The organism is Mesorhizobium sp. CA12 (genome assembly GCF_020165255.1).
GTDB lineage: Bacteria > Pseudomonadota > Alphaproteobacteria > Rhizobiales > Rhizobiaceae > Mesorhizobium.
The window spans coordinates 16,194-40,751 of the sequence record NZ_JAIUHT010000002.1; the positions used below are offsets into that span (position 1 = coordinate 16,194).

Consider the following 24,558-nt stretch of genomic DNA (forward strand, 5'->3'; position numbering starts at 1 on the left):
CGGCGCTGATATTTTTTTCGCTGCATCAGCGATGCTGATGCGTCTTTTGGATCGAGCATCAGCGATGCTGATGCAGGGGCACGACCTTGTTGCCGGCGTCGATGAGGACGTCGATGGAAAGCGGTTCTTCCTTGAAGACCGTGCCGGCGAGCGCCGGGCGGGCGAGATGGAAGCCTTGCAGCAGGTCGACGCCGCCCTCGAGCGCGACGCGCAAGTGCTGTGCATTCTCGATGCCCTCGACCAGCACTTTGGCGCCGCGCTCGTGCAGCATCGCCACCAACGGCCGGAAGAAGCGTTCGGCGGCGGCATGGCGGCAGAGCTCGCCAAACCAGGCGCCATCGATCTTGACGATGTCGGGTGCAAGCAGATCGATGCGCGCTTCGGTCGAATGCCCCGTGCCGAAGTCGTCGATGGCGATGCGGATGCCGTCGCGCCGCATTTCGCGCACCAGGCTGGCAAGAACCTGGTCGTCGGCTGCCTGTTCGGTGATCTCGCAGACCAGCAGGCTGGGCTCAAGCTCCAGATCGCCGAGATGCCTGGTCATCAGCCGGATCTCGGCGAGCGCACGTCCGAGATGGTCGTTGATGGTCGGATTATAGTTGAAGAACAGCGTCAATTCCTCGACGCCGATGTTGCGGTAATTGCCGAGATGCAGCATCCGGCACATCGTTTCGACAAACAGAAGATCGGACGCGGGAATGCTGCCGAAGAAGACCGAAGCGGCTACCGGCTGCGCGACGCGGCGCGGCTCGATCAGCCCCTCGACGGCGACGGCTCTGAGCACCCTGCCCTCCGGCGCGAAGATCGGCTGATAGGCGCTCCACAGCCGGTACTCGCCATAGACGCCGAACTGTAGGCCGATCTCGTCGGTGAAGATCGCCTCGGCGACGTTGCGCCGCCTGTCTGATTGTCCGCTCATGGCGCGACCTTGCGCCCGAACACCCTTGCCGGCCGTCCGTGCAGCGTTGGGGCCGCCGGGCTTGCGGCGGCCGGTGCCTTGCTGTCTTCGCTCGAGGGCTGCTGCGCGCCCTTGCCGAAGACGCGAAAGCTGGTGGGGGCAAGTTCCGGCCGGGCAAGCACGTAGCCCTGCACCATGGAGGCGCCGGACCTCTCGGCGAGCTCCAACTGCCAGCCTTCCTCGATACCTTCGAAGACGGTGCGGATGCCCTGGTTCTCGAAACTCTGCACCATCGCCGTCAGCAAGGCGAAGCCGGCGCCGGACTCCATCAGATGGGTGATCCAATTCGCATCGAATTTGACGATGTCTGGCTTGAGTTCCTTGATCCGATTGATGTCGGAATCATCGGCGCCATAGTCGTCCACCGCGATGCTGAAGCCATTGGCCCTCAGCGCCTCGACAAAACCGTAGAGCGCTTCCTGCGAAGCCGACTTCTGTTCGGTGACCTCGCAGACGATGCGGCGCGGATCGATGCCGGCTTCGTGCAGCACCAGCCGCATGTCGCGCAGGGCCTTGTCGGCGATGTGGCGATCGGTGAAGACCGACGGGTCGAAATTGACGAAGATGGAGGCCTCTTGCGGTAGGCAGGCGCCGGCGTTCAGAAGATGCAGCGTGCGCGTCAGCGCCTCGATATGCAGCCGGTCGGCCGCCGGGCAGGTGCCGAAAAATGTCCCCGGCGACTGCGGCTCGCCATCGCGGAACGGCCGGATCAGCCCTTCGAAAGCGACGACCGAGAGCTTGCCCTGCTTGAAGGCGAAAATCGGCTGGAACGCGCTCTGCAACGTATAGATGCCCCAGACACCGGTCGAGGTGCCGTCATCATGACGGATGATGTGGGCGAGCCCGATGCTGCGCGACAAGGTTTCTCGCTCCGCGAATAGTCGCAATCCGATCTGCGATCCTGCCAGCCAAGGGTTTACCGGCCGTTGATGAATTTAGCGTTGCCGCTCACGCAGGCTGACTTTGGTCACGCCTCCTGACCTCTGGCTCATCGCACAATGCTTGCGCTCCGCGCGATGATGCGACATGAGAGGCGCCGCGGCCGCTCCTGGCCGCTTTTCCTAGGAGACATTTCGTCATGGCCTTTCTCGCCGACGCCCTTTCCCGCGTTAAGCCTTCCGCGACCATCGCGGTGACGCAGAAAGCGCGCGAGCTGAAAAATGCCGGCCGTGACGTGATCGGCCTCGGCGCCGGCGAGCCGGACTTCGATACGCCCGACAACATCAAGAATGCGGCGATCGAGGCGATCCGCCGCGGCGAGACCAAATATCCGCCGGTTTCCGGCATCGTGCCGTTGCGCGAGGCGATCTCGAAAAAATTCAAGCGCGAGAACAATCTCGACTACCGGCCGGAGCAGACCATCGTCGGCACCGGCGGCAAGCAGATCCTGTTCAACGCCTTCATGGCGACGCTGAACCCGGGCGACGAGGTCATCATCCCGCGCCCCTACTGGGTGAGCTATCCCGAAATGGTGGCGATCTGCGGCGGCACGTCGGTGTTCGCCGACACCTCGATCGACAACGGCTTCAAGCTGACGGCGGAAGTGCTGGAAAAGGCGATCACGCCGAAGACCAAATGGCTGTTGATGAACTCGCCGTCGAACCCGTCGGGCGCCGCCTACACGGAGGCCGAGCTGCGGGCGCTGGCCGACGTGCTGCTCAGGCATCCGCATGTCTGGACCTTGACCGACGACATGTATGAGCACCTGACCTATGGCGATTTCGTCTTCAAGACCATCGCCGAGGTCGAGCCGAACCTCTATGAGCGCACGCTGACCATGAACGGCGTATCGAAAGCCTATGCCATGACCGGCTGGCGCATCGGCTATGCCGCCGGCCCGGTGCCGCTGATCAAGGCGATGGACATGATCCAGGGCCAGCAGACCTCGGGCGCCTGCACCATCGCGCAATGGGCTTCGGTCGAGGCGCTCAACGGACCGCAGGATTTCATCGCCAGGAACAAGGCGATCTTCCAGGGCCGGCGCGACCTTGTGGTCTCGATGCTCAACCAGGCGCGCGGCATCTCCTGCCCGTCGCCGGAAGGCGCCTTCTACGTCTACCCGTCCTGCGCCCAGCTGATCGGCAAGAAGACCAAGACGGGCAAGGCGATCGACAATGACGAGACCTTCTGCTCCGAACTGCTGGAGGCCGAAGGTGTCGCGGTGGTGTTCGGCTCGGCCTTCGGCCTCGGACCGAACTTCCGCATCTCCTACGCCACGTCGGACGCCTTGCTGGAAGAAGCCTGCACGCGCATCCAGCGCTTTACCGCGTCGCTGACCTGATCGGCCGCCCGGCCGGCCAGCAAGAAAAACCCGGCGCCGCGCCGGGTTTTTCTTGGACGCCGATCAGCTGCCATATTGCTCGTCGGAAACCTGCTCCAGCCAGTCGGCGTGGACGCCGTCCAGCGCCTCCTGCATGGCGATGTGTGTCATGGCGGTTTTCCGGCCGGCGCCATGCCAGTGCTTTTCGCCCGGCGCGAAGGAAACGACATCCCCTGCCCTGATCTCCTGCACGGGGCCGCCCCAGCTTTGCGCCAGGCCGGCGCCGGCGGTGACATAGAGCGTCTGTCCAAGCGGATGCGTGTGCCAATGGGTGCGCGCGCCGGGCTCGAAGCTGACCAGCGTCGCCCTCAGCCGCGCCGGCGCCTCTTTCTCGATGATCGGCGTCTGCAGCACCCGCCCGGTGAAATATGTCTCCGGCGCGATGATCGTCGGCACGCTGCCGCACGCAATGAGCTTCATCGTTCAGATCCTCTCGAACAAAGCGCCCCGCCCGGCGTCTCACGCGGTAGTTTCACCTCGTCGGGAGACCGTTGCAACTGGCTTTGAGCCGTTGCCGGGCGGCAACCTCGATTTCTCATTCGTGCAGCGGGCGGATTGCAGCATTAGAATGTCAGAGAACCGTCACAAATAGTTGCTTTTTAACCATAAAATCGCGATCTCCACTCAGCGGCAAAGGAATAGATCAAGGCAGCGGCCAAGCTCAGCGTTTCTTAACGGCTGAGGTCCTAGCCATGTCGCGTGCTGTGGGGGCGCGGACATGAGTATCTTGGCGACAATCAAAGATCACAGCGGCCGTATCTATCGCGGCATCCAGGCGTTGCTCGTGATGAGCATCGCCACCACCGGGCTTGCGGCTTTCGCGCTGACGGAGAACGCCTCCCGCGCCGGCGCGCTCGCGGTTTCGGTGACTTCGACCTTATTGGCGCTTCTGGTGTTGATGTATATGCGCTCGAACGTCGTCCAGCGCCTGCAATCGGCGGCGGACGCCGAGGCCGAGAAGCATCGCTTCCTCACTGTCGATGCCATGACAGGCGCCATGACCCGGCGCTACTTCATCGAAGCGTTGGGCGATTGGCTGAGCGGCTCGCGCAATCGCCGCCAGGCAAGCCTGCTTTTGATCGACCTCGATCATTTCAAGCAGCTCAACGATACATTCGGCCATCAGTTCGGCGATCTGGCGCTGGCGCATCTGGTCGCGGAAGCGCAGCGCATCTTCGAGGACGGCGTCATCGGCCGGCTCGGCGGCGACGAGTTCGGCATCATGGTTCCGCATGGCGACGTCGCCAGTATCGGCAACGACGCCCGCCGGCTGCTGCATGCGATGCGGGCCGGCAAGAGACATGAAGGCAAGATCATTCCCCTGTCGATCTCGGTGGGCGTCGCGCTCGCGCCGTTGCACGCTTCGAACGGCACTGAATTGATGCTGCTGGCCGATCTCGCGCTCTACGAGAGCAAGGCGGGCGGCCGCGGCCGCGTCACCGTTTTCGACGACGAGATGCTGTCTGACAAACGCTATCGCCGGCTGGTCGAACGCGAGCTGCGCGCTGCGATCTATCTCGGCGAATTGGAACTGCACTACCAGCCGATCGTCGATCCCGACGGCTCGGTCGACGCGCTGGAAGGATTGATCCGCTGGCGTCATCCCGTGCGCAGCTTGATCTCGCCGTCGGAATTCATCCCGATCGCCGAGCGTTCGACGCTGATCGACATGATCGGCGAATGGGTCTTCAAGCGGGCCTGCGCCGATATCGGGCATTTTCCCGGACGGCGCATCTCGATCAACGTCTCCGGCGAGCAGCTGAAGCGCGACGAGATCGTGACGATGTGCGACCGGGTCCTGCGCGAGACCGGCCGGTCCGCGTCGCAGTTCATCATCGAGATCACCGAGACAGTGGCGACGGCCGCAACGCCCGAGGTTCTCAGGCGCCTCGAGGCACTGCGCGGCCTCGGCTTCCACATCGCCCTCGACGACTTCGGCACCGGCCATTGCGGCTTCAACTACCTGAAGTCGCTGCCCATCGACAGCGTCAAGATCGATCGCTCCTACATCCGCAGCCTCGCCCACGACCAGGTGGCGCAGATCTTCGTGTCTGCGCTTGCCCAGATCGCCCGCATCCAGGACATCGCCATCGTCGCGGAAGGCGTCGAAACCGCGGAGGAATTCGCGCTTGCCCGGACGGCCGGCTGCAGCCGCTTCCAGGGCTACTTCTTCGGCAGGCCGGCGCCGCGCGACAAGGCAAGCGCGTTATGTGCCGCCGCCCGCGAACCGCTCGCCCTCACAGCCTGACAAGCAAAAATAGCGGCCTGCTGAACCCAAGCCGGCGAACGTCCTATTTTCTTGCCCTCCGACAAACCCGTGTGACGATGGTTTTGGGAAGAGGTGAAACCCTGAAAAATGCCGGCCGTGACGCGATCGGCCTCGGCGCCGGCGAGCCGGACTTCGATACGCCCGACAACATCAAGAACGCGGCGATCGAGGCGATCCGCCGCGGCGAGACGAAATATCCGCCGGTTTCCGGCATCGTGCCGCTGCGCGAGGCGATCGCGAAAAAATTCAAGCGAGAGAACAATCTCGATTACCGGCCGGAGCAGACCATCGTCGGCACCGGCGGCAAGCAGATCCTGTTCAACGCCTTCATGGCGACGCTGAACCCGGGCGACGAGGTCGTCATCCCGCGCCCCTATTGGGTCAGCTATCCCGAAATGGTGGCGATCTGCGGCGGCATCTGGCAATCCTTCCATTGGGGAGAACCCCTGCCCTGTGTCGGCTACCACCCCAGCCGCGGCCAGAACAGGCCGGCTCGACCGCGATAGGCCTGGTAATCGCCCGCCAATGGCGTACGCGAAAACTTCTTTTCTTCGCCCAGCGCCGCAACCACATAGAGGACGGCGATCCCGGCGACCGGCACCACCGCCCAGATCGACCAGGTCGCGATCCCCCATCCAATCCAGAAGATGATGTATGACGAGTAGAAAGGGTGGCGGATGTAGCGGTAGGGGCCACCGGTCAGCAGGCTGTGCGGATTATCGGGCGCGAAGGCGAAGTGCAGCCGCGCCTTCCGCGAGGTGACGATCGCCCACCAGAAGAGGGCAGAGCTTGCCAGTTCGACGGCGAGCCCGGCGAGCTTTGCCGGAACCGGCTGCGATTGGATCCACAGGATGGCGAGAAAGAAAAAAGTCGTAGCAATCACCGCTGCCGAAATCACCATGGCGCCTGGAAACATGGCCTGCAATTGGAAATGCGCCCGCATCGACCAGACATATTGGCCAATGGTCGCGATGCTGCAAATCGAGACAAGAAGATCGAGGAGTGGTTCCATCGTAGGGGTTTTCCGCCGGTGCTGCCATCCAGCCGGTAGCCACGCCGGCCGCTTATTTCCAGGAACCCTCTCTTAACCACATGCTTAAAGAAGATATAGAGCCCCGGATGCGATGTTGGCCACCAGCCACATCCGAGGATCTAATCCAGCATGAGCGTCACTGACCGCACAATCCGTACGCCGCAGGCTGATTTGCGCCTCAGCCAGTCGTCTGGTTCCGGCCTGCCCATCGTCATGATCCACGGCTCGGGCAGTTCGCGCGCCGTCTTTGCGCGTCAGTTCGACAGTCCGCTCGCCGATGCCCACCGGCTGATCGCTTTCGACCTTCCCGGCCATGGCGACTCCTCCGATGCTCGCGACCCGGCCGCAACCTATACGATCACCGGCCTCGCCCAGACCACAGCCCGCCTTCTCGATGCCCTCAACATAGGCCACGCCATCATCTTCGGCTGGTCGCTTGGCGGCCATGTAGCGATTGAACTTGCCAGCTTCCATCACGCGGTGAACGGTCTGGTGTTGACCGGGGCGCCGCCGGTGTCGAGGGGGCCGCTCGGCATGCTGCGTGGCTTTCATGCCAACTGGGACATGCTGCTCACCTCCAAGAAAGTTTACTCCGAACGCGACATCGAGCGCTTTGAGGCGTTTTGCTTCGGCGGCAGCGCAAGTCCGTCTTTCCGCGAGGCCATAAGGCGCACCGACGGCAGGCTGCGCTCGGGCGTGGCGTTCGGCATGTTTGCCGGCAAGGGCGCCGACCAGAAGCAGGTGGTCGAGAATGCCCCGTTCCCGGTCGCGGTGATCAATGGAGAGCATGACCCGCTCGTGCGGCTGAGCTACTTCGAGACAGTGGCCTACGCCTCGCTGTGGGAACGGTGCCATGTCATATCCGACGCCGGCCATGCACCTTTCTGGGAAAAGCCGGACCTGTTCAATCCGCTGCTGTCACGCTTTGCCGAGAATGTAGTGAAGCAGAGCGCAGTCATGCCGGTGCGCCGAACCGAGGCCGGCTGAGCCTTTATCGACATCTTCCGATTCCGGCTTCTGAACCACCACCATCGATGGGTGGCGCGGCGGCCCAATTGGCAGGTGCCGGCTTGGCTTTTAGCGGCTGCGGTCTTGCCCTCACGGGCTGACAAACAGGAAATCGCGACCTGACGAAACCCAAGCCGGCGAACGTCCTATTTTTCTTGCCCTCCCGACAAACCCGTGTGACGATGGTTTTGGGAAGAGGTGAAAACCCGCCCGCGACGGCCGAACAGGCCGGCCGCCGCTCTGCATAGGGTGCGATCGGACGCAAACCGGTTTCCACTTTTGCTGATCGCTCTCTTGGGAAACGCCTGAGTGGAGGTTCAGCCATGGGTACTCGCGCCGGAGGACGACGCACGGGACCGAAATGCATTGCCATAGTCGGTCCCTTCGCAAGCGGTAAGACGACACTTCTCGAAGCCATCCTCGCCCGCACGGGCGCCATTCCCCGCCAGTCACCAGTTTCATCGGGCAACACCGTTTCCGACCATTCGCCGGAGGCACGCGCCCACGGCATGAGCGTCGAGGCGACCTTCGCCACCACCGATTTCATGGGCGAGCAGATCACTTTCGTCGACTGTCCCGGCTCCATCGAATTCGCCTTCGAGGCCGAACCCGTGCTTGCCGCTTGCGACCTCGCGGTCGTCGTCGCCGAGGCCGATGAGAAGAAGATCCCGGCGCTGCAGCTCATCATGCGCAAGCTCGACGATCTCGCCATTCCGCGCATCCTGTTCCTCAACAAGGTCGACAAGGCGGTCGCGGGCGTGCGCGAGACGCTGAAGATGCTGCAGCCGGCAAGCACGGTACCGTTGCTGCTGCGCCAGATTCCGGTGCGCAAGGACGGCATCGTCATCGGCTCGATCGATCTGGCGCTGGAACGCGCCTACATCTATCGCGAATACGCCGAGAGCCAGGTTGCCGAGATCCCGAACGACGACAAGGCGCGCGAGCTGGAAGCCCGTTTCTCCATGCTGGAGACGCTCGCCGATCATGACGATCACCTGATGGAGCAATTGCTGGAGGAGATCGAGCCGCCGAAGGACGCTATCTTCGACGATCTCTCGGCCGATCTGCGCGCCGGCGCGGTGACGCCGGTGCTGATCGGCACGGCCGAGAAGGGCAACGGCGTGCTGCGCCTGTTGAAAGCCATCCGCCATGACGCGCCGGATGTCGAGGCGACGCGGAAGCGCCTTGGCGCGCCGGACGGCCAGACGGTAGTGCAGGTGATGAAGACCATTCACACCGCGCATGGCGGCAAGCTTTCGGTGTCGCGCGTGCTCTCGGGCCAACTGGCCGACGCAGCCGAGCTCTTCCTTTCCAACGGCGACACGGCGAAGGTTTCCGGCATCTACAGGATGCTCGGCAAGGACCAGTCGAAGCTGACATCCGCCAAGGCGGGCGACACGGTTGCGCTTGGCAAGCTCGACAACGTCAAGACCGGCCAGACGCTGAGCTCGGCCAAGGGCGGCATCCGGCCATTGGTCACGCTGGAGCCGCCGCAGCCGGTCTTCGCCTTCGCGCTTCGCCCCAAGGAGCGCAAGGACGAGGTCAAGATGTCGGCGGCGATCCAGCGGCTTGCCGAGGAAGATCCATCGCTCAGCCTGCGCCACAACCAGGATTCCGCCGAGACCGTCCTGTCTGGGCACGGCGAGATGCATCTGCGCGTGGTGCGCGAGCGCCTCGAAGGCAAGAACCAGATCCCGATCGAGGGCCATACCCCGGCGGTGCCTTACCGGGAGACGATCCGCAAATCGGCGCAACAGCGTGGCCGCCACAAGAAGCAGTCCGGCGGCCACGGCCAGTTCGGCGACGTGGTGATCGAGATCAAGCCGCTGCCGCGCGGGTCCGGCTTCCAGTTCTCCGACACCATCACCGGCGGCGTGGTGCCGAAAACCTATATCCAATCGGTGGAGACCGGCATTCGCGACTATCTGAAGACAGGCCCGCTCGGCTTTCCGGTCGTCGATGTCGCCGTCAATCTGTCGGATGGTTCCTACCACGCGGTCGATTCCTCCGACATGGCCTTCCAGATGGCGGCGAAGCTCGCGATGAAGGAAGGCATGGCCGCCTGTTCGCCGGTCTTGCTTGAGCCGATCATGAAGGTCGAGATCGTCACGCCCTCCGACGCGACCTCCAAGATCATCGCGCTGATCCCGCAGCGGCGCGGCCAGATCCTCGGCTATGACGCAAGGCCCGACTGGCCCGGCTGGGACGTCGTCGAGGCGACCATGCCGCAGGCCGAAATCGGCGATCTGATCATCGAGCTGCGCTCGGCGACCGCCGGCGTCGCCAGCTACAAGGCCACTTTCGATCACATGGCCGAGCTCACCGGCCGGCTGGCCGACGAAGCGATGAACGCCAACGGCAAAGCGGCCTAGAGCAATTCCGGGAAAAGTGTGAGCGGTTTTCCGTCCGGAATTGCGAAAGAACAAGGAGATAGTGCGGTTCGCCGTTTCCGTGAAACGGTGAAACGCACGAGCAGGTCGACCTGCTGGCAGGCTTCTGTTGGAGATATGAAAGCGGCGTCCGGATGATCCGGACGCCGTTCCTATTGCGGACCGTTCTCCTGGGAGGCAACGGCTGGCCCGCCGCATCCGTAAAAAGGTTCGGACGCGGTGCTTGCCTGAGCCCGGTCTTTCGAGTGATGCCCCCATCTCCCGAACCGACCAACCGCGTCCTATCGTCTACTTAAACGATAGAGTGGGTCTGCGACATGTTACCCGATGTTACATGTCACTGTTACGCGGTGGATTCAGTCGTTTTCTTGCCGGCTCGAAGGCATGCGGGCAACAAAAAAGCCGGATCAATAAAGATCCGGCTGAGTTTGATTGGAAGTGCCGATTAAGGCTAACCTCCAGAGGGGAACACTCGAGGGCGCTAATGGGAGGAGAACGCGCCCCGGAGATGTGACTATATATGTGCTCATCATGCCCAAGAAACAAGCATCTATTTTGCAACACACGCATGCAAAAAGACGCAGGCTGTGGTCCAACCTGTTCCTCGAAGCCATAGGACCAGAAAAGTCGCCGATTCCGACGCGTTTCCGGCGCTAAAGCGACTGCTTAAAAGCAAACCGAGCCGATTTTGCTCAGAAATATGCGAGTCGGCGAAATGATGTCGATTTCGGCAGGCCGAGTTTATTTTTACGGCAGGAGACCGATGATGCGAACTTTTTCAGCAATCGCCGGCAGCGCGCTGTTCCTGGTCGCAGCGCCGGGCGTCGTCGCCGGCTTGGCGCCGTGGCTGCTGACCGACCATTATCGCAAACCTCTGTCGGCCCTGCCGGGCTTCGTGGCTGTGGGCTCGATTCTTGTGATCGGAGCGGCCGCCATCCTGCTTCATGCCTTCGCCCGCTTTGCCCTCGAGGGCCTGGGCACGCCCGCTCCCGTGGCTCCGACCGAGAAACTGGTCGTAGGCGGCGTCTACCGCCATGTGCGCAATCCCATGTATGTGGCGGTGTTGTCGATCATCCTTGGCCAGGCGCTGATCTTTTCGAGTTGGGCGGTGCTGGTCTACGGCCTCATCGCCGCGGCGGCGATGATCTCGTTCGTCAAGCTCTATGAAGAGCCAACGCTCGCCAACCGCTACGGCGAAGAATACGAGGTCTACCGCCGCGCCGTGCCCGGCTGGCTGCCGCGCCTGAAACCCTGGCGCGGATAAGCCGCCCTTTCCGAGAGGGGTGCCGATATTCAGGTCAGGCCGAGTCGAGAACGGTAGGCTCCGAGAACCGGAACGGAGCGTACTTCAGTACGTGAGTACCGGAAGCGCAGGAGCCTGCCGTTCGCAGGCCCGGCCTCACCTGAATATTCAGTAAGACCAGCTGCGCGCCTTGGCGATGATAAAGTCGCGAAACACGTGCAGCTTCGCCTGGTTCTTCATCGCGTCGGGATAGGCGAAATAGGTGTCGAAGGACGGCACCTCGGTCTCCGGCAGCAGCTGCACCAGGTTCGTGTCCTTGTTGATCACATAGTCCGGCAGCATGGCGATGCCGGCGCCGCCCTGCACTGCCCGCTTGATCGACAGGATGTCGTTGATCTGCAGCGTCGGCACCCGCTGCCCGCCCTCGAAATCGCCGACCGTCTCCAGCCAGTTCAGCTCCGACAGATGCGAGGGCACCGGCAGGCCGAAAGTGACGATGCGGTGGTTCCTGAGCTCGGCGATCGAGGCCGGCCTGCCGAACTTGGCGATATAGGACGGCGCCGCATAGAGGTGGAAATGCACCGTGAACAGCCGGCGCTGGATAAGGTCGGGCTGCTGTGGCTGGCGCAGCCGGATCGCGCAATCGGCCTGGCGCATGGTGAGATCGAGCTCCTCATTGGCCAGGATCAGCTGCAGGCTGATCTCGGGATAGAGCTCAATGAATTCCTGCACGCGCTCGGTCAGCCAGCCGGCGCCCAGGCCGACCGTGGTCGTCACCCTGAGCACGCCCGACGGCCGATCCTTGGTCTCTGTGAGCCGCGTCTTGATGGTTTCCAGCTTCATCAGCACGTCATGCGCCGTGCGGAACAGCATCTCGCCCTGCTCGGTCAGCACCAGGCCGCGCGCATGGCGGTGGAACAGTGCAACGCCGACGTCATGCTCCAGCGCGCTGACCTGCCGCGAGATAGCCGATTGCGACAGATGCAGCGTCTCGGCAGCATGGGTGAACGACCCAGCCTCCGCCGCTGCGTGAAATACGCGTAGCTTGTCCCAGTCCAGCGCCATGATTCCCCTCGCGTTGCCTTTGGCGTCTGAATGAAAAATCAGGCTTTTAAACGGCTCTTTTCAGCCGATTGTCATTCCGCCGCTTCGCGGTGAACCTCGATGCCCGCCAGATATTTTTCCGCCTCGAGCGCGGCCATGCAGCCAAGCCCGGCCGCCGTCACCGCCTGGCGGTAGACGTCGTCGGTGACGTCGCCGGCGGCGAACACGCCGGGCACGTCGGTGCGGGTGGAATCGGGCGCCGTCCACAGATAGCCGTTCGGCTTCTGCTTCAGCTTGCCCGCGAAGAGCTCGACCGCCGGCGCATGGCCGATGGCGACGAACACGCCGTCGACCGGCAGCTTCGATTCCTGGCCGGTCACGACGTTGCGCAGCGTCAGGCCCTCGACCGAGGGCGGCAGCGGCGCCTTGCCTGGCCGTCCGGTGATCTCGTCGACGACCGTGTCCCAGATGACGCGGACATTGTCCTTCTTGAGCAGCCGCTCGCGCAGGATGCGCTCGGCGCGGAAATCGCCGCGCCGGTGGATGACGGTGACGCTCTTGGCGAGGTTCGACAGATAGAGCGCTTCCTCGACCGCCGAATTGCCGCCGCCCACCACCGCGACGTCCTTGCCGCGATAGAAGAAGCCGTCGCAGGTGGCGCAGGCCGAAACGCCGAAGCCCATGAAGGTCTGCTCCGACGGGATGCCCAGCCACTTCGCCTGCGCGCCCGTGGCGATGATCAAGGCGTCCGCGGTGTAGACGGTGCCGGAATCGCCGGTGGCGCGGAACGGCCGCACATTGAGATCGACCTCGGTGATGATGTCGTTGATGATGTCGGTGCCGACATGCTCGGCCTGCTTGAGCATCTGCTCCATCAGCCACGGACCCTGGATCGGATCGGCGAAGCCCGGATAGTTTTCCACGTCGGTGGTGATCATCAATTGGCCGCCCTGCTGCAGGCCGGCGACCAGCATCGGCTGCAGCATGGCGCGCGCGGCATAGACCGCCGCCGTGTAGCCGGCCGGGCCGGAACCGATGATGAGAACGGGCGCATGTTTGGTGTTCATGAAAAAGTCCCCTGCGGCGCGAAGCCGTGGTTTTGTTGGGCTTAATGTAAGTGTTGCCCGTGAGACCAGCAAGGCAAGTTGGCTTTCGTCCCCGGAAAGCTTCGTTCCCCGTATATAGGGCCATATCGCCGCCCTCACCGATGCATGCCGCCCGGAGATATGCGCGGCTCTGGCATCATCGCATGCATCAAAAGAAGGAGAAAATCATCGTAAAGGGATGGCCTCCCAGGCGAAACCAAATTACAAAATCGCGAAAGATTCTTGCGCGAAAGCCGTCCATGCCGCTCAAAGCCGACCTCGATGCCATCGACTGGAAGATCCTGCGCGAACTGCAGGGTGACGGCCGCATGACCAATGTCGAATTGTCCAACCGGGTCGGCATTTCGGCGCCGCCCTGCCTGCGCCGTGTCAGGCGGCTGGAAGAGGCCGGCATCATCCGCGGTTACCGCGCGCTGCTGAACGCGCCGGCGCTCGGCATGGATGTCGTCGCCTTCTGCCTGATCGGCCTGCATCATCAGGCCGATGCCGAGCTGAAGACCTTCGCCGAACGCACGCGCGGCTGGCCGATCGTGCGCGATGCCTGGATGGTTTCGGGCGAATCCGATTTCCTGCTGCACTGCGTGGCGAGCGACCTCGGCACCTTCCAGACCTTCGTCATCGAGGAACTGGCCTCGGCCCCGAATGTGGACACGGTACGCACCGCTTTGACGATCCGCCGGGTCAAAGACGAAGGGCTTGTCGCTTTTCCAACTTAATGTGCCGGCTTCCGGAAATTCTCCTGCGCAAACAAAGGGCTTAGCGCCAGGTTTTGAATCAATCCGCGATCAGAGCGACCGTATCGCGGTAAGCAGCTCCTCAACGTGGTGAGCGCCGCGCAACGGCGAAACCGAAAACCCGCCTGTCGTCGAGGCTTCGCCGTCGACGAGCCAGCCACGCATGAGGCCGGCGCGCTGGCCGGCTTCCATGTCGGCCGGCTTGTCGCCGACGATCAGCGATCGCTTTAGGTCGAGGCCGAGGCGGCGGCCCGCCTCCAGCAGCATGCCCGGATTGGGCTTGCGCATCGGGTGATCGGTAATGGCGAGAGGACCTGAACCGGCTTCGTGGTAGGCGCAGGCAAGCACCATGTCGACGAAGGCATTTTTCTGAGCCAGCAGCTCGAGCACGCGCCCATTGACCCGCGCGAACGCGTCCCAGCCGAAATAGCCGCGCGCGATGCCGGACTGGTTGCTGACGACAATGGCCGGAATACCGTGCACGTTCGCGGCCTCGATGACCGGCGCGATGCCATCGCGCAGCACCATGGTCGCCGGATCGTCTGGATAGCCGGTATCGACATTGATGGTGCCGTCACGATCGAGGAACAGGGCCGGCCGGCCGGCCGGAAAGCTCGTGGCGGTGGTCCGCTCGACCCACAGGCCCGGCGCGGCCAGCGGAAAGCCTTCGCTCTCATCCATTGCTGAGACGCGCTTCAACCGCCTCGCACAGATGGTGATAGAGGCACAGATGCCCCTGCTGAATGATCGGCGTCGAGGTCGACGGCACGTTGAGCAGGATATCGGTCAGCTGCTTGAGCTTGCCGCCGGTCTCGCCGGTCAGGCTGATAACCGTCATGTCCATCGCCCGCGCCTGCTCGGCGGCGGCAAGGATGCTTGGCGAATTGCCGCTGGTGGAAATGGCGAGCAGCACCGCGCCTTCCGATCCATGCGCCTCGACCTGGCGCGAGAACACGGTGTCGAAGCCGTAATCATTGCCCCAGGCGGTCAGCACCGCGGCGTTGGCCGGCAGCGCGATGACGTTATAGGCCTTGCGCTCCTTCAGGAAGCGGCCGACCAGCTCGCCGGCGATGTGGATGGCGTCGCTGGCCGAGCCGCCATTGCCGCAGATCAGCAGCGCCTTGCCTTGCGACAGCGCCGTCACCACGGTGCTCACCGCGCGTTCCATCTCGTCGGTGAGGTCGCGCTCGACCATCGCCGATATCGCCGCCGCGGAGCGGACCAGGTAGTCGTTCAAATCTGACATGAGATCCTCAGTTTGCGGCACGCAGCTTGCCGATCGTGTTCGTCGTGCTCTTGCCGGCGACGAGATCGACCAGCACCACGCGCCCGCCCGCCTTCTGCACGACATCGGCGCCGACCACGGTCTCCACCGTGTAATCCGCGCCCTTGACCAGAATGTCCGGCAGGAGCGCCTCGATCAGCTTCAGCGGCGTGTCCTCCTCGAAGACGACGACCGCATCGACAGAGGCAAGTGCCGCTAGCACGCAGGCGCGGTCATGCTGGTTGTTGACCGGGCGCCCCGGCCCTTTCAGCCGGTGCACCGAGGCGTCGCTGTTGAGACCGAGCACCAGCCGGTCGCACTGGCTGCGCGCGGCATGCAGCAGGCTGACATGGCCGGCATGCAGGATGTCGAAGCAGCCATTGGTGAAGCCGACGGTCAGCCCCTCTTCCTTCCAGGCAGCGACCATCCTGGCCGCGGCATTGAAATCGAGGATGGCGTCCTGATGGCCGGTCGGCCCGTGCGAGCGGAACAGCGCGCCGGATAGCTCCTCGACGTTGAGCCGCGCCGTGCCGCGCTTGCCGACCACGACGCCGCCGGCCGCGTTGGCGATGACCGCGGCATGCACCCGGTCGGCGCCGGCGGCGAGCGACAGCGCGAAACTCGCGATGACTGTATCGCCGGCACCGGAGACGTCGAAGACTTCGCGCGCCTGGGTGGAGATGTGGCGGGCGTCCTCGGCGGAGACCACGCTCATGCCCTTCTCGCTGCGCGTGGCGACGATGAACTCGAAATCATGCGTGGCGATCAGGTCGCGCGCCGCCGCCACGATCTCGTCATCGCCGAAGACCTTGCGCCCGACCGCCTCGCCAAGCTCCTTGCGGTTCGGCGTCACAGCCGTGGCGCCGGCATAGCGCGCATAGTCGCGTCCCTTCGGATCGACCAGCACCGGCTTGCCGGCATCTCGGCAGATCGCGATCAGCTCGCCGGCGACGCCGTCGAGCAGGATGCCCTTGCCGTAATCGGAGAGGATGACGATGTCGGCGCGGCCAAGCGCCGCCTGGAAATGATCGATGAGCTTCGCCCGCTCGGCCCCGGCGAGCGGCTTGATCTCTTCCTCGTCAAACCGCAGCACCTGCTGGTTGAGCGCGCTGAAACGGCTCTTCGACGAGGTCATGCGGTCCTGGCGCTGCAGGAGCCCGTCGGTATCGACGCCGATCTCGCCCAGCATGCGCATCAGATTGTCGCCGGCCTGGTCGGCACCGATCACCGAAACGGGAATGGCGGCCGCGCCCAACGAAACGATGTTGGAGACGACATTGCCGGCGCCGCCGATGTTCAACGCCTCGCCCTTGCCATGCAGCACCGGGATCGGGGCTTCCGGCGAGATGCGCTCGATCACCCCGCTGACGAAACGGTCCAGGATGAAATCGCCCACCACCAGCACGGTGACGTCGCCGAACCGGGCGATGGTGCGATGCAAAGGTTCCGGAGAAGGCAGATGGTGCTTGATCATCTCGCTCGAGCTATGCCTGAAGACGGCCGGACTTGATTAGGTTTCAGCGCCGGAATTGTGGCGCGGGCTGTTCAAAGCGATGCCGATATACCGCAATTCGGGCGAGCGCAACGGCAGCCCGGCGCGGACCTTAGCCGGAGCCGGGTTGGCAATCAGCTCCTCTGCAGGGCGACGTGGACGCCGAGGCCGACCAGCACGGCGCCGCCCGCTCGCTGCATCAGGCGCTGCGCGCGTCCCGAACGCCGCAGCCGCGCTATCATCGCGCCGGCAAGGAATACGCACATGACGTCGGCGGAGGAGAACATCAGGTTGACGATGGTTCCAAGCACGACGAACTGCAGCCAGACCGGAAACGCCGCCGAAGCATCGATGAATTGCGGCAGGAACGCCATGAAGAAGATCGCCGTCTTCGGATTGAGCACCTCGACGGTGATGCTTTCGAAAAAGGCGCGCCGGACCGATTTCCGCTCGATGGCGGGCAGAGCCATATCGCCGTCCGCCCGTTTGCGGAACATGGCAACGCCGAGCCAGACCAGATAAAGCGCGCCGATCAGCTTGACCGCCAGGTACAGCGGCGGCACGGTGTGAAACAGGACGGACAGGCCGGCAGCGGCCGCGAAGACATGCACATAGCCGCCGAGATGGATACCGAGTGCCGCCGTCAGCCCAGACCAGCGCCCGCGCGCCATTGTCTGCGCAGCGGCGTAGAGCATGGCGGGGCCAGGGATATAGGCGAAGACCGCGGTGGTGGCGAAAAAAGCGATGAGCAGTTCGGTCGACGGCATCTTGTCCCTCATGATCCGGTCGCAGCCTGTTCAGTCCGCACGCGGGATGGCTTTGGATTGACCTTTGCGGACAACCGTAATGAAAGCAGCCATGACTTTCTTGTGGAATGACGGACTGAACGCGCCGATGCGCGCGCCCGGCTCGAAATAGGCTGACGATTCCAGGATATCGTGATTGTATTCGTCGACTATGACCCAAAGAGGAATAGGGTCAAGGCCGGCGCGGCGGCGTTCGATTTCCGGAACGGAAACGGCAACACGATCGCGACCCGGTTGCGTAGAGGTGATTGCGAGGATGAAGAGGTTCGTGCCGCCGGCTTTCCCGGGAAGGACGGCCACGAAGGCAACGGGCCGTCTCTTGCGGCCTTCGGTCTCGCCGTCTCCATGCTGCCGATACCAAAGATATGGATATCGCCAGACGTCGGCGGCAACCGGCTTAATCACGATCCAACTCCGCAGCGTACTCCTCAAGCATCTCGACATGGTCTGACGGAGCATCCTTGGCAGCGTAAGCGCGACGGCTGTCGTTGGCAAAGCGAGCCTCGTAGGCCTCGATGCTCATTAGGACATATCTCGGCTTGTTGTGACGGGTAATGGAGACAGGCTGCTGGCTCGCGGCCGCAAGCACGTCACCGAGATTTTGTTTCAGATCAGTAGACGGGTATTGCTTCATGAAGTCCTCCATCTTGTACAAAATAGGCAAAACAGACGAAATAGACAAGCTCAACGACCTAAGACGGGACGATGCCTGCTTTGTCGACAGCCCGACTGGCCTCCCCTATAAGAGCCGGAATCGCAAGCAGCAGAGGCCATCATGATCATCGTCACGGGCGGCGCCGGCATGATCGGCTCCAACATCGTCGCCGCTCTCAATGCCGAGGGCCATGACGACATCGTCGTCGTCGACGATCTCACCGACGGCCACAAGATCGCCAACCTTGCCGACCTTCGCATCGCCGACTATTTCGACAAGGACGATTTTCTCGCCCGGCTCGAGGACGGCGCGCTCGGTCGCATCGAAGCCGTCTTCCATCAAGGCGCCTGCTCGACCACCACAGAGTGGAACGGCAAGTTCATGATGGAGGTGAACTACGCCTATTCGAAACGGCTGCTGCATGCCTGCCTGAAGCTGCGCGTGCCCTTCCTCTACGCCTCGTCGGCTTCGGTCTATGGCGGCGGCAGCGAGTTTCGCGAGGAGCCAGACTTCGAGCGGCCGCTCAACGTCTATGCCTATTCGAAGAAGTTGTTCGACGACTACGTCCGCCGCAACGTCTTCGATACCGATCATTCGCAAGTGGCGGGCCTGCGCTATTTCAATGTCTATGGGCCGCGCGAGGCGCATAAGGGCGCCATGGCCTCGGTCGCCTTCCATCTGTTCAACCAGGTCGAGCGTGGCGAAAACCCGAAGCTGTTCGGCGCCTATGGCGACTTCGGACCCGGCGAGCAGAGCCGCGACTTCATTCATGTCGGCGATGTGGCCGACGTCAATCTGTGGCTGTGGAAGCGCGGCGCGAGCGGCATCTTCAATTGCGGCACCGGCCGCGCCCAGCCGTTCCGGGCGATTGCCGAGACGGTGATCGACACCCTGGGCAAGGGCGAGATTGAATTCATCCCCTTCCCCGACCATCTCAAGGGCAGCTACCAGAGTTTCACGCAGGCTGATATGTCCCGCTTGCGCGCGGCCGGCTACAATGGCCAATTCCGCACAGTCGAAACCGGCGTCAGGGACTATGTCGAATGGCTGAAGGCCCAACGATCCTCGTGATCGGCCCACGCTGGGTGGGCGACATGGTCATGGCGCAGTGCCTGTTTGCGGCGCTGAAGGAAAAACATCCGAACGCGGCCATCGATGTGCTGGCGCCGGCCTGGGCGGCCCCGCTGGTCAAGCGCATGCCTGAGATACGCAGCCAGATCGACTTTCCTTTGATGCCGGGAGCGCTCGAGTTCCGCAGCCGCAGGCGCTTCGGCCGCCTGCTGCGCGGCCGCTACGACATGGCCTATGTGCTGCCGGGGAGCTGGAAATCGGCGCTGATCCCGTTCTTCGCCCGCATCCCACATCGCGTCGGCAATCTGCGCGAAATGCGCTACGGCCTGCTGACGGATGTCGTGCCGCTGCCGGAAGCGCTGAAACGGCGCACCGCACGCGCCTATTTCGGCCTCGCGCGCGGCGGCACTTTTCGCGCGCCGCGTCTTACCGTCGACAAGGCCAATCAGGCCGATCTGCTGGCGCGCCTCGGGCTGACCGGGAAGAAATTCGTGGCGCTCATGCCCGGCGCCGAATTCGGCCCGGCAAAACGCTGGCCGAGCGATCGCTATGCTGGGCTGGCCCGGGACATGATGGCCAAGGGTTTGAGCGTCGCGCTGCTCGGCTCGAAGAACGATGCCGATGTGACCGGCGAGATTGCAGCCCTTGCGCCAGGCGCAATCGACCTTGCCGGCAAGACGCGGCTGGAGGACGCCATCGACCTGATCGCAGCGGCAAAGCTTGCGGTCTCGAACGACAGCGGGCTGATGCATGTCGCCGCCGCCGTCGGCACGCCGATCGTTGCCGTCTACGGTTCGACCTCACCGGATAACACGCCGCCTCTCAGCGAGCGCTCCGAGCTGATCTGGCTGCATCTGTCCTGCTCGCCCTGCCACAAGAAGGTCTGCCCGCTTGGCCATCTCAACTGCCTGAACACGCTCGACGTCGCGCGCGTCACCGCCGCGGCCGACCGCTTGCTGAAGGTTCCGGCAGCGGCATGAAGGTGCTGATCGTCAAGACATCGTCAATGGGCGATGTCATCCACACTTTTCCCGCCATCGAGGACGCGGTGCGCAATCGCCCCGATATAGATTTCGATTGGTGCGTGGAGGAGCCGTTTGCCGGTATCGTGGCTCTGCATCCGGCGATCGGCACCATTCACAAGGTGGCGGTCCGGCGCTGGCGCAAGCGGCTTCTCGATGGAGCCACGTGGCGCGAGATGACCGGACTGCGCGGAGCGCTCCGCGCCTCCCGCTACGATCTGGTCATCGATGCGCAGGGCTTATTGAAATCGGCCCTGGTCGCGATCCAGGCCGGCGCGCCGATTGCTGGCTTTGATCGGGCGAGCGCCCGCGAGCCGTCGGCGACGCTGTTTTATCGACACAGATATGGGGTGCCGCGCGACCTGCACGCCATCGAGCGCACCAGACGGCTGTTCGGGCTGGCGCTTGGCTATCAGCCCGACCTGTCGACGCTTCGCTCAGGCATCGTGCCGCCGGCGGGCAACCTGCCTGGCATCGAAGGCAGAGCCGCCTTCCTGCTGCACGGCACCAGCCGCGAGGACAAGAAATGGCCGGTCGAGGACTGGATCGAAACCGCGCGCCGACTGACCGACCGGCAGTTCACACCAGTGGTCACTTGGTCCAATGAGGCGGAAAAGAATGTGGCGGAAGCCGTTGCCACTGCGGTGCCAGGGACGGTGGTGGTTGCGAAATCGCCGCTCGCGGATGTCGCCGCGATCCTTGGCCGCGCGGCGCTGGTCATCGGCGCCGACACCGGCCTCACCCACCTCGCCAGCGCCTTCGGCCGGCCGACGGTCGCCATCTTCCTGGCGACGGAACCCGGTCTCACCGGCCCGCGCGGGCCTTTCGCATCGACCTTGCTTGCGCCTGCGGGCGGCAGAGTGACGCCGGCCGAGGTGATGGCTGAGGTTGAGCGCCTGCTGGCGCTCAGATCAAACGCGCCAGCGTGAGGACCTTTTCAGAATTCGCTCTGGTGAGTCGAATAGCGTGGCTTTCGAGAACCGGAGCGGAGCGTACTTAAAGTACGTGAGCACCGGAAGCGCAGAAAACTACGCTAGTCGGCCGCCAGAGTAGAATTATCAAAAGGTCCTCAGATAAACTGCACCTGGACAATCTCGTAGCCTCGGGCGCCGCCCGGAGCATTGACCTCGATGGCATCGCCGACTTCCTTGCCGATCAGCGCACGCGCGATCGGCGATGAAATCGAGATGCGGCCCGACTTCACGTCCGCCTCCTGGTCGCCGACGATCTGATAGGTCTTCTTTTCCTCGGTATCCTCGTCGACGAGCACGACGGTCGCGCCGAACTTGACCTTGTCGCCGCTGAGCTTGGAGACGTCGATAACTTCGGCCCGCGCGATCAGATCCTCGAGCTCGTTGATGCGGCCTTCATTGTGGCTCTGCGACTCCTTGGCCGCGTGATATTCGGCATTTTCGGACAGGTCGCCATGCGAACGCGCTTCGGAAATCGCCTCGATGATACGAGGACGTTCCTCCTGCTGGCGCCAGCGAAGTTCTTCCTTCAATGACGCGAACCCCTCGCCTGTCATCGGGACCTTGATCATAGCCTGACCTTTCTGCCGCCACCCCCGTTTTCGGGAGGGACCTTGTCAATAGGTACAAAAAGAAAACGGTCCGGCAGCCTCGGGCTAACGGAACCGTCTCACCACAATTTCCCTGAATATAGCGATCTTTGCGCGCTTTTCACGCCCAAAATTGAAGTTCGGCAAAATGATCACCGCTTTCGCGGGTCCGGGCTGACGGCGAGCAATAAAAAACCGGCTGCGATTGCCCGCAGCCGGTTCGAGAGGCTTCGAGCCCTGTTCAGCTCCTCAGGAAATGATCGATCTGCTCGGACAGCATGCCGTATTCGCGCGAGCCCTTGCCGGTCCGCTTTTCGATCTCCTGGAGCTGCTGCTGTGCGCCGGCGAGATCGCCGATCTGCAGATGCGCCTCGCCGAGATATTCGCGCACCAGCGTGTAATTCGGGTCGATCCGCAGCGCTTCCTCGTAATAGCCGAGACCGACCGTGACGCGGCCCGAATGGCGGTGCGAATAGCCGAGATAATTGAGGATGCGCGGATCCTGCTTGTTGGCGGCGAGCGTCAGCACCGAGATCGCTTCGTCATAGCGTCCGGCCATCGCCAGATCGTGACCGGCCTCGTAGATGCTGTCGTCGTCCAGCATGCCATATTGCGGCTTTACGCATTTGTTCTTCTTCTTGTCCCAGACCTCGCCCTTCTTGCAGGTGGTGGTCGTCTGGCCACCGCTGCTGCCGCCTTCACCAGCCGCAAAAGCCGGCGCAACGAACAGCGGCAGCGCCGCAATAGCCATGACCTGAACAAGCAAACGTCTGCGCATCGAAGCCTCCGTGAGTGTGACAATGCCAGATTAACGCCGCCTTGGCGCGGTTTCATCCCGAAATGCGGGCGACTACCGAACTATTTTGAACGGGCCGGACAGAAGCCGATAGCTGCGGACGTGACGCGCGCTTTAATTCCGCTATCATCGGACCAAGCGCATCACGTGGAGAAGGACCGTGCAGCAGCGCCTCGAGAAGGAGTGGGAACTTTCGATCGATCCGGACACGGTGCGCCTGTTCATCCTCAAGGCGAAGGCGCTGAGTGCTGCCGTCAACGAGGACTATGATGACGGCGCTGAGCACGAGGTCGAGTTCGACGGCGACACGCATGACAGCCACCATCATGACGGCCTTGTCGAGGAAGCCTCGGAAGACCTGACCGGGGAAGAATTGCGCGAGCTGATCAACGATCTCAATATCGACGAAGCGGCCGAGCTCATCGCGCTCGCCTGGGTCGGGCGCGGTGACTATGAGGCATCCGAATGGACGGACGCGGTGGCCGCCGCCAGGGAGCGCCCCAGGAAGCGCGTGGCCAAATATCTGCTCGGGCTGCCGATGCTTGCCGACTGGCTGGAGGAAGGCCTTGAAGCCATCGGCGCGTAACGCGCCGGTAACCGATTGTGATCGGCAAGGCAGCCGATACAGGCAACTTCGCACCGCGACCGCCGTTTCCGGGCGATGGCAACGCTGAGCCTTTCACGACTTTGCAGATTGGCGCTGCCTGTGGCGGCTGCGATGTTGCTGGTTACGCCGGCCATAGCCAAGCATCATCATCGGCATAAAAGACATCTGCCGCCGGCCAGCCAGAGCGCCGCTCCGGCTCCGGAAACGCCGCCGGCGACCCCGGTTCCAGGGTCGCGTCCGCAAGACCTGGAGAACGGCACTGAGAAGTCGGGGCAAGGCAAGCCGCGCGCGGACGGCAGCGACGACTTCCTCAACCAGCAGAAATCGCATTCGAAATGGGACGCCCGTCCGCCGCGTTCGAAGAGCGCTCAATCCGCGCCGCGGACGGAAGCCGAGCCGCAGACGCCGGATGTTGTGCCGACGCCCCCGCAGAAGCCCACCGAACTGGAGCCGGAGCCGCCGGAAACCGCGCCGCAGCCAGCGGAGAAACCCGAACCGCCGGGCGAGGAAAAGATGCTTCCCGATCCGCGCTCGGCCGACATGCCGGCCGAAACGATGCCGGCGGAAGAAACCGCGTGCCGCGAGCGGCTGAAGGCTCTGGGCGTCGAGTTCGAGGAGCACAAGGCCGAGCACGATGCGGAAATCGGCTGCTCGATCCCCTATCCGATAATTCTGAAAACGCTCGGCAAGTCCATCGGCATCAGTCCCGGCACCGAGCTCAACTGCCAGATGGCCGAGGCGGCGGCACGCTTCATGGCCGAAATCGTCCAACCCACGGCAAAGGCCGAGCTCGGCGCCGATTTGAAGTCGATCGACCAGGGCTCGGCCTTTGTCTGCCGCCCGCGCAACGGAACCCGCAAACTGTCCGAACACGCCTTCGGCAACGCGCTCGACATCGCCAGCTTCACCTTGTCGGACGGGAGGAAGATCGAGGTCGGGCCGGCGCCGCCTGAGAAGGACGCAAAATTCCTCGACGCGGTGCGCAAGGCTGCCTGCGGGCCGTTCAAGACGGTGCTCGGACCAGGCGCCGATCCCGACCACGCGCTGCATTTCCATCTGGACCTGGAACCGCGCCGCCACGGCGGAACCTTCTGCCAATAGGTGAATTCCGGAAGTCTTGCCCGTGCCAAGCCAAGCACAGCGCCGCAATTCCGCCCCATGCGTGAATGCCGGCGCTGA

25 protein-coding genes and 1 pseudogene are annotated in these 24,558 nt (G+C 63.3%); 12 read left to right on the forward strand and 14 right to left on the reverse strand.

Going from position 1 to position 24,558, the window contains the following annotated elements:
- Window positions 1-58: 58 nt before the first annotated feature.
- Complete coding sequence (locus tag LB520_RS04205) at window positions 59-919, reverse strand: EAL domain-containing protein (protein WP_224636556.1); 861 nt, start codon at window positions 917-919, stop codon at window positions 59-61.
- The gene (locus LB520_RS04210; RefSeq protein ID WP_224606210.1) at window positions 916-1,818 is read right to left on the reverse strand and encodes an EAL domain-containing protein; all 903 of its coding nucleotides are present in this window, start codon (window positions 1,816-1,818) and stop codon (window positions 916-918) included. Before LB520_RS04210 ends, LB520_RS04205 begins: the two co-directional genes overlap by 4 nt.
- Before the next feature lie 218 nt (window positions 1,819-2,036).
- Between LB520_RS04210 and LB520_RS04215 the strand changes: the two genes are divergently transcribed.
- The gene (locus tag LB520_RS04215; protein ID WP_224636557.1) at window positions 2,037-3,239 is read left to right on the forward strand and encodes a pyridoxal phosphate-dependent aminotransferase; all 1,203 of its coding nucleotides are present in this window, start codon (window positions 2,037-2,039) and stop codon (window positions 3,237-3,239) included.
- A gap of 63 nt (window positions 3,240-3,302) precedes the next feature.
- Here LB520_RS04215 and LB520_RS04220 read toward each other — a convergent pair whose 3' ends face one another.
- Complete coding sequence (locus LB520_RS04220) at window positions 3,303-3,698, reverse strand: cupin domain-containing protein (RefSeq protein WP_224604625.1); 396 nt, start codon at window positions 3,696-3,698, stop codon at window positions 3,303-3,305.
- Between the two features lie 298 nt (window positions 3,699-3,996).
- Between LB520_RS04220 and LB520_RS04225 the strand changes: the two genes are divergently transcribed.
- Entirely contained in the window at window positions 3,997-5,526 is a 1,530-nt protein-coding gene (locus tag LB520_RS04225; RefSeq protein WP_224636558.1) for a putative bifunctional diguanylate cyclase/phosphodiesterase, read from the forward strand.
- Between the two features lie 101 nt (window positions 5,527-5,627).
- Window positions 5,628-6,053: pseudogene (locus tag LB520_RS04230) on the forward strand (aminotransferase class I/II-fold pyridoxal phosphate-dependent enzyme); the annotation flags it as partial.
- Here LB520_RS04230 and LB520_RS04235 read toward each other — a convergent pair.
- On the reverse strand, window positions 6,008-6,559 hold the full coding sequence (locus tag LB520_RS04235; RefSeq protein ID WP_224531322.1) for a methyltransferase family protein: 552 nt from the start codon (window positions 6,557-6,559) through the stop codon (window positions 6,008-6,010). The pseudogene LB520_RS04230 and the gene LB520_RS04235 sit on opposite strands and share 46 nt — an antisense overlap.
- 150 nt (window positions 6,560-6,709) lie before the next feature.
- Between LB520_RS04235 and LB520_RS04240 the strand changes: the two genes are divergently transcribed.
- From LB520_RS04240 to LB520_RS04250, 3 genes are all read left to right on the forward strand, one after another.
- Complete coding sequence (locus LB520_RS04240; protein ID WP_224636559.1) at window positions 6,710-7,567, forward strand: alpha/beta fold hydrolase; 858 nt, start codon at window positions 6,710-6,712, stop codon at window positions 7,565-7,567.
- A 344-nt stretch (window positions 7,568-7,911) separates the two neighbouring features.
- Entirely contained in the window at window positions 7,912-9,960 is a 2,049-nt protein-coding gene (locus tag LB520_RS04245) for an elongation factor G (protein WP_224636560.1), read from the forward strand.
- 784 nt (window positions 9,961-10,744) lie between these two features.
- Window positions 10,745-11,242 (forward strand): methyltransferase family protein, encoded by a 498-nt coding sequence (locus LB520_RS04250; protein ID WP_224626898.1) that lies wholly within the window; start codon window positions 10,745-10,747, stop codon window positions 11,240-11,242.
- A gap of 147 nt (window positions 11,243-11,389) precedes the next feature.
- Here the strand turns inward: LB520_RS04250 and LB520_RS04255 are convergent, their stop codons facing one another.
- Window positions 11,390-12,286, reverse strand: coding sequence for a LysR family transcriptional regulator (locus LB520_RS04255; protein WP_095766582.1), 897 nt, complete (start codon window positions 12,284-12,286; stop codon window positions 11,390-11,392).
- A 71-nt stretch (window positions 12,287-12,357) separates the two neighbouring features.
- Window positions 12,358-13,332 carry a thioredoxin-disulfide reductase gene (gene trxB / locus LB520_RS04260; RefSeq protein WP_224636561.1) on the reverse strand — a complete coding sequence of 325 codons (975 nt, stop codon included), beginning with the start codon at window positions 13,330-13,332 and terminating at the stop codon, window positions 12,358-12,360.
- Between the two features lie 278 nt (window positions 13,333-13,610).
- Here trxB and LB520_RS04265 point away from each other — a divergent pair, with 278 nt between their 5' ends.
- The gene (locus LB520_RS04265; protein ID WP_040989590.1) at window positions 13,611-14,087 is read left to right on the forward strand and encodes an Lrp/AsnC family transcriptional regulator; all 477 of its coding nucleotides are present in this window, start codon (window positions 13,611-13,613) and stop codon (window positions 14,085-14,087) included.
- 69 nt (window positions 14,088-14,156) lie between these two features.
- Here the strand turns inward: LB520_RS04265 and LB520_RS04270 are convergent, their stop codons facing one another.
- From LB520_RS04270 to LB520_RS04295, 6 genes are all read right to left on the reverse strand, one after another.
- Window positions 14,157-14,786: an HAD family hydrolase gene (locus LB520_RS04270; protein ID WP_224636562.1), complete on the reverse strand. Its 630-nt coding sequence runs from the start codon at window positions 14,784-14,786 to the stop codon at window positions 14,157-14,159.
- Complete coding sequence (locus LB520_RS04275; protein WP_224636563.1) at window positions 14,779-15,351, reverse strand: SIS domain-containing protein; 573 nt, start codon at window positions 15,349-15,351, stop codon at window positions 14,779-14,781. Before LB520_RS04275 ends, LB520_RS04270 begins: the two co-directional genes overlap by 8 nt.
- Window positions 15,352-15,358: 7 nt before the next feature.
- Window positions 15,359-16,843 carry a D-glycero-beta-D-manno-heptose-7-phosphate kinase gene (gene rfaE1 / locus LB520_RS04280; RefSeq protein WP_224636564.1) on the reverse strand — a complete coding sequence of 495 codons (1,485 nt, stop codon included), beginning with the start codon at window positions 16,841-16,843 and terminating at the stop codon, window positions 15,359-15,361.
- 152 nt (window positions 16,844-16,995) lie between these two features.
- On the reverse strand, window positions 16,996-17,628 hold the full coding sequence (locus LB520_RS04285; RefSeq protein WP_224636863.1) for a LysE family translocator: 633 nt from the start codon (window positions 17,626-17,628) through the stop codon (window positions 16,996-16,998).
- 30 nt (window positions 17,629-17,658) lie between these two features.
- Window positions 17,659-18,072 carry a hypothetical protein gene (locus tag LB520_RS04290; protein ID WP_224636565.1) on the reverse strand — a complete coding sequence of 138 codons (414 nt, stop codon included), beginning with the start codon at window positions 18,070-18,072 and terminating at the stop codon, window positions 17,659-17,661.
- The gene (locus tag LB520_RS04295) at window positions 18,065-18,301 is read right to left on the reverse strand and encodes a type II toxin-antitoxin system Phd/YefM family antitoxin (protein WP_217575619.1); all 237 of its coding nucleotides are present in this window, start codon (window positions 18,299-18,301) and stop codon (window positions 18,065-18,067) included. The genes LB520_RS04290 and LB520_RS04295 overlap by 8 nt, the downstream gene beginning before the upstream one ends.
- A 141-nt stretch (window positions 18,302-18,442) precedes the next feature.
- Between LB520_RS04295 and rfaD the strand changes: the two genes are divergently transcribed.
- The 3 genes from rfaD to waaC are packed head-to-tail and all read left to right on the forward strand — an operon-like array spanning window position 18,443 to window position 21,344.
- Window positions 18,443-19,393, forward strand: a complete 951-nt coding sequence (gene rfaD / locus LB520_RS04300) for an ADP-glyceromanno-heptose 6-epimerase (protein ID WP_224636567.1) — start codon at window positions 18,443-18,445, stop codon at window positions 19,391-19,393.
- Window positions 19,366-20,373, forward strand: coding sequence for a lipopolysaccharide heptosyltransferase II (waaF, locus tag LB520_RS04305; protein WP_224636569.1), 1,008 nt, complete (start codon window positions 19,366-19,368; stop codon window positions 20,371-20,373). The genes rfaD and waaF overlap by 28 nt, the downstream gene beginning before the upstream one ends.
- A complete protein-coding gene (gene waaC, locus LB520_RS04310; protein ID WP_224636570.1) occupies window positions 20,370-21,344 on the forward strand; it encodes a lipopolysaccharide heptosyltransferase I in 975 nt (324 codons plus the stop codon). The genes waaF and waaC overlap by 4 nt, the downstream gene beginning before the upstream one ends.
- A gap of 140 nt (window positions 21,345-21,484) precedes the next feature.
- On the opposite strand, the gene greA is transcribed toward waaC, so the two are convergent.
- A complete protein-coding gene (gene greA / locus LB520_RS04315; protein WP_027168132.1) occupies window positions 21,485-21,958 on the reverse strand; it encodes a transcription elongation factor GreA in 474 nt (157 codons plus the stop codon).
- Between the two features lie 259 nt (window positions 21,959-22,217).
- The gene (locus LB520_RS04320) at window positions 22,218-22,754 is read right to left on the reverse strand and encodes a tetratricopeptide repeat protein (protein WP_095766572.1); all 537 of its coding nucleotides are present in this window, start codon (window positions 22,752-22,754) and stop codon (window positions 22,218-22,220) included.
- Between the two features lie 178 nt (window positions 22,755-22,932).
- Between LB520_RS04320 and LB520_RS04325 the strand changes: the two genes are divergently transcribed.
- Together LB520_RS04325 and LB520_RS04330 are read left to right on the forward strand one after the other, a co-directional pair.
- On the forward strand, window positions 22,933-23,358 hold the full coding sequence (locus LB520_RS04325) for a DUF3775 domain-containing protein (RefSeq protein WP_095766571.1): 426 nt from the start codon (window positions 22,933-22,935) through the stop codon (window positions 23,356-23,358).
- 132 nt (window positions 23,359-23,490) lie between these two features.
- The gene (locus LB520_RS04330; protein WP_224636572.1) at window positions 23,491-24,480 is read left to right on the forward strand and encodes an extensin family protein; all 990 of its coding nucleotides are present in this window, start codon (window positions 23,491-23,493) and stop codon (window positions 24,478-24,480) included.
- The last annotated feature ends 78 nt before the right edge of the window (window positions 24,481-24,558 follow it).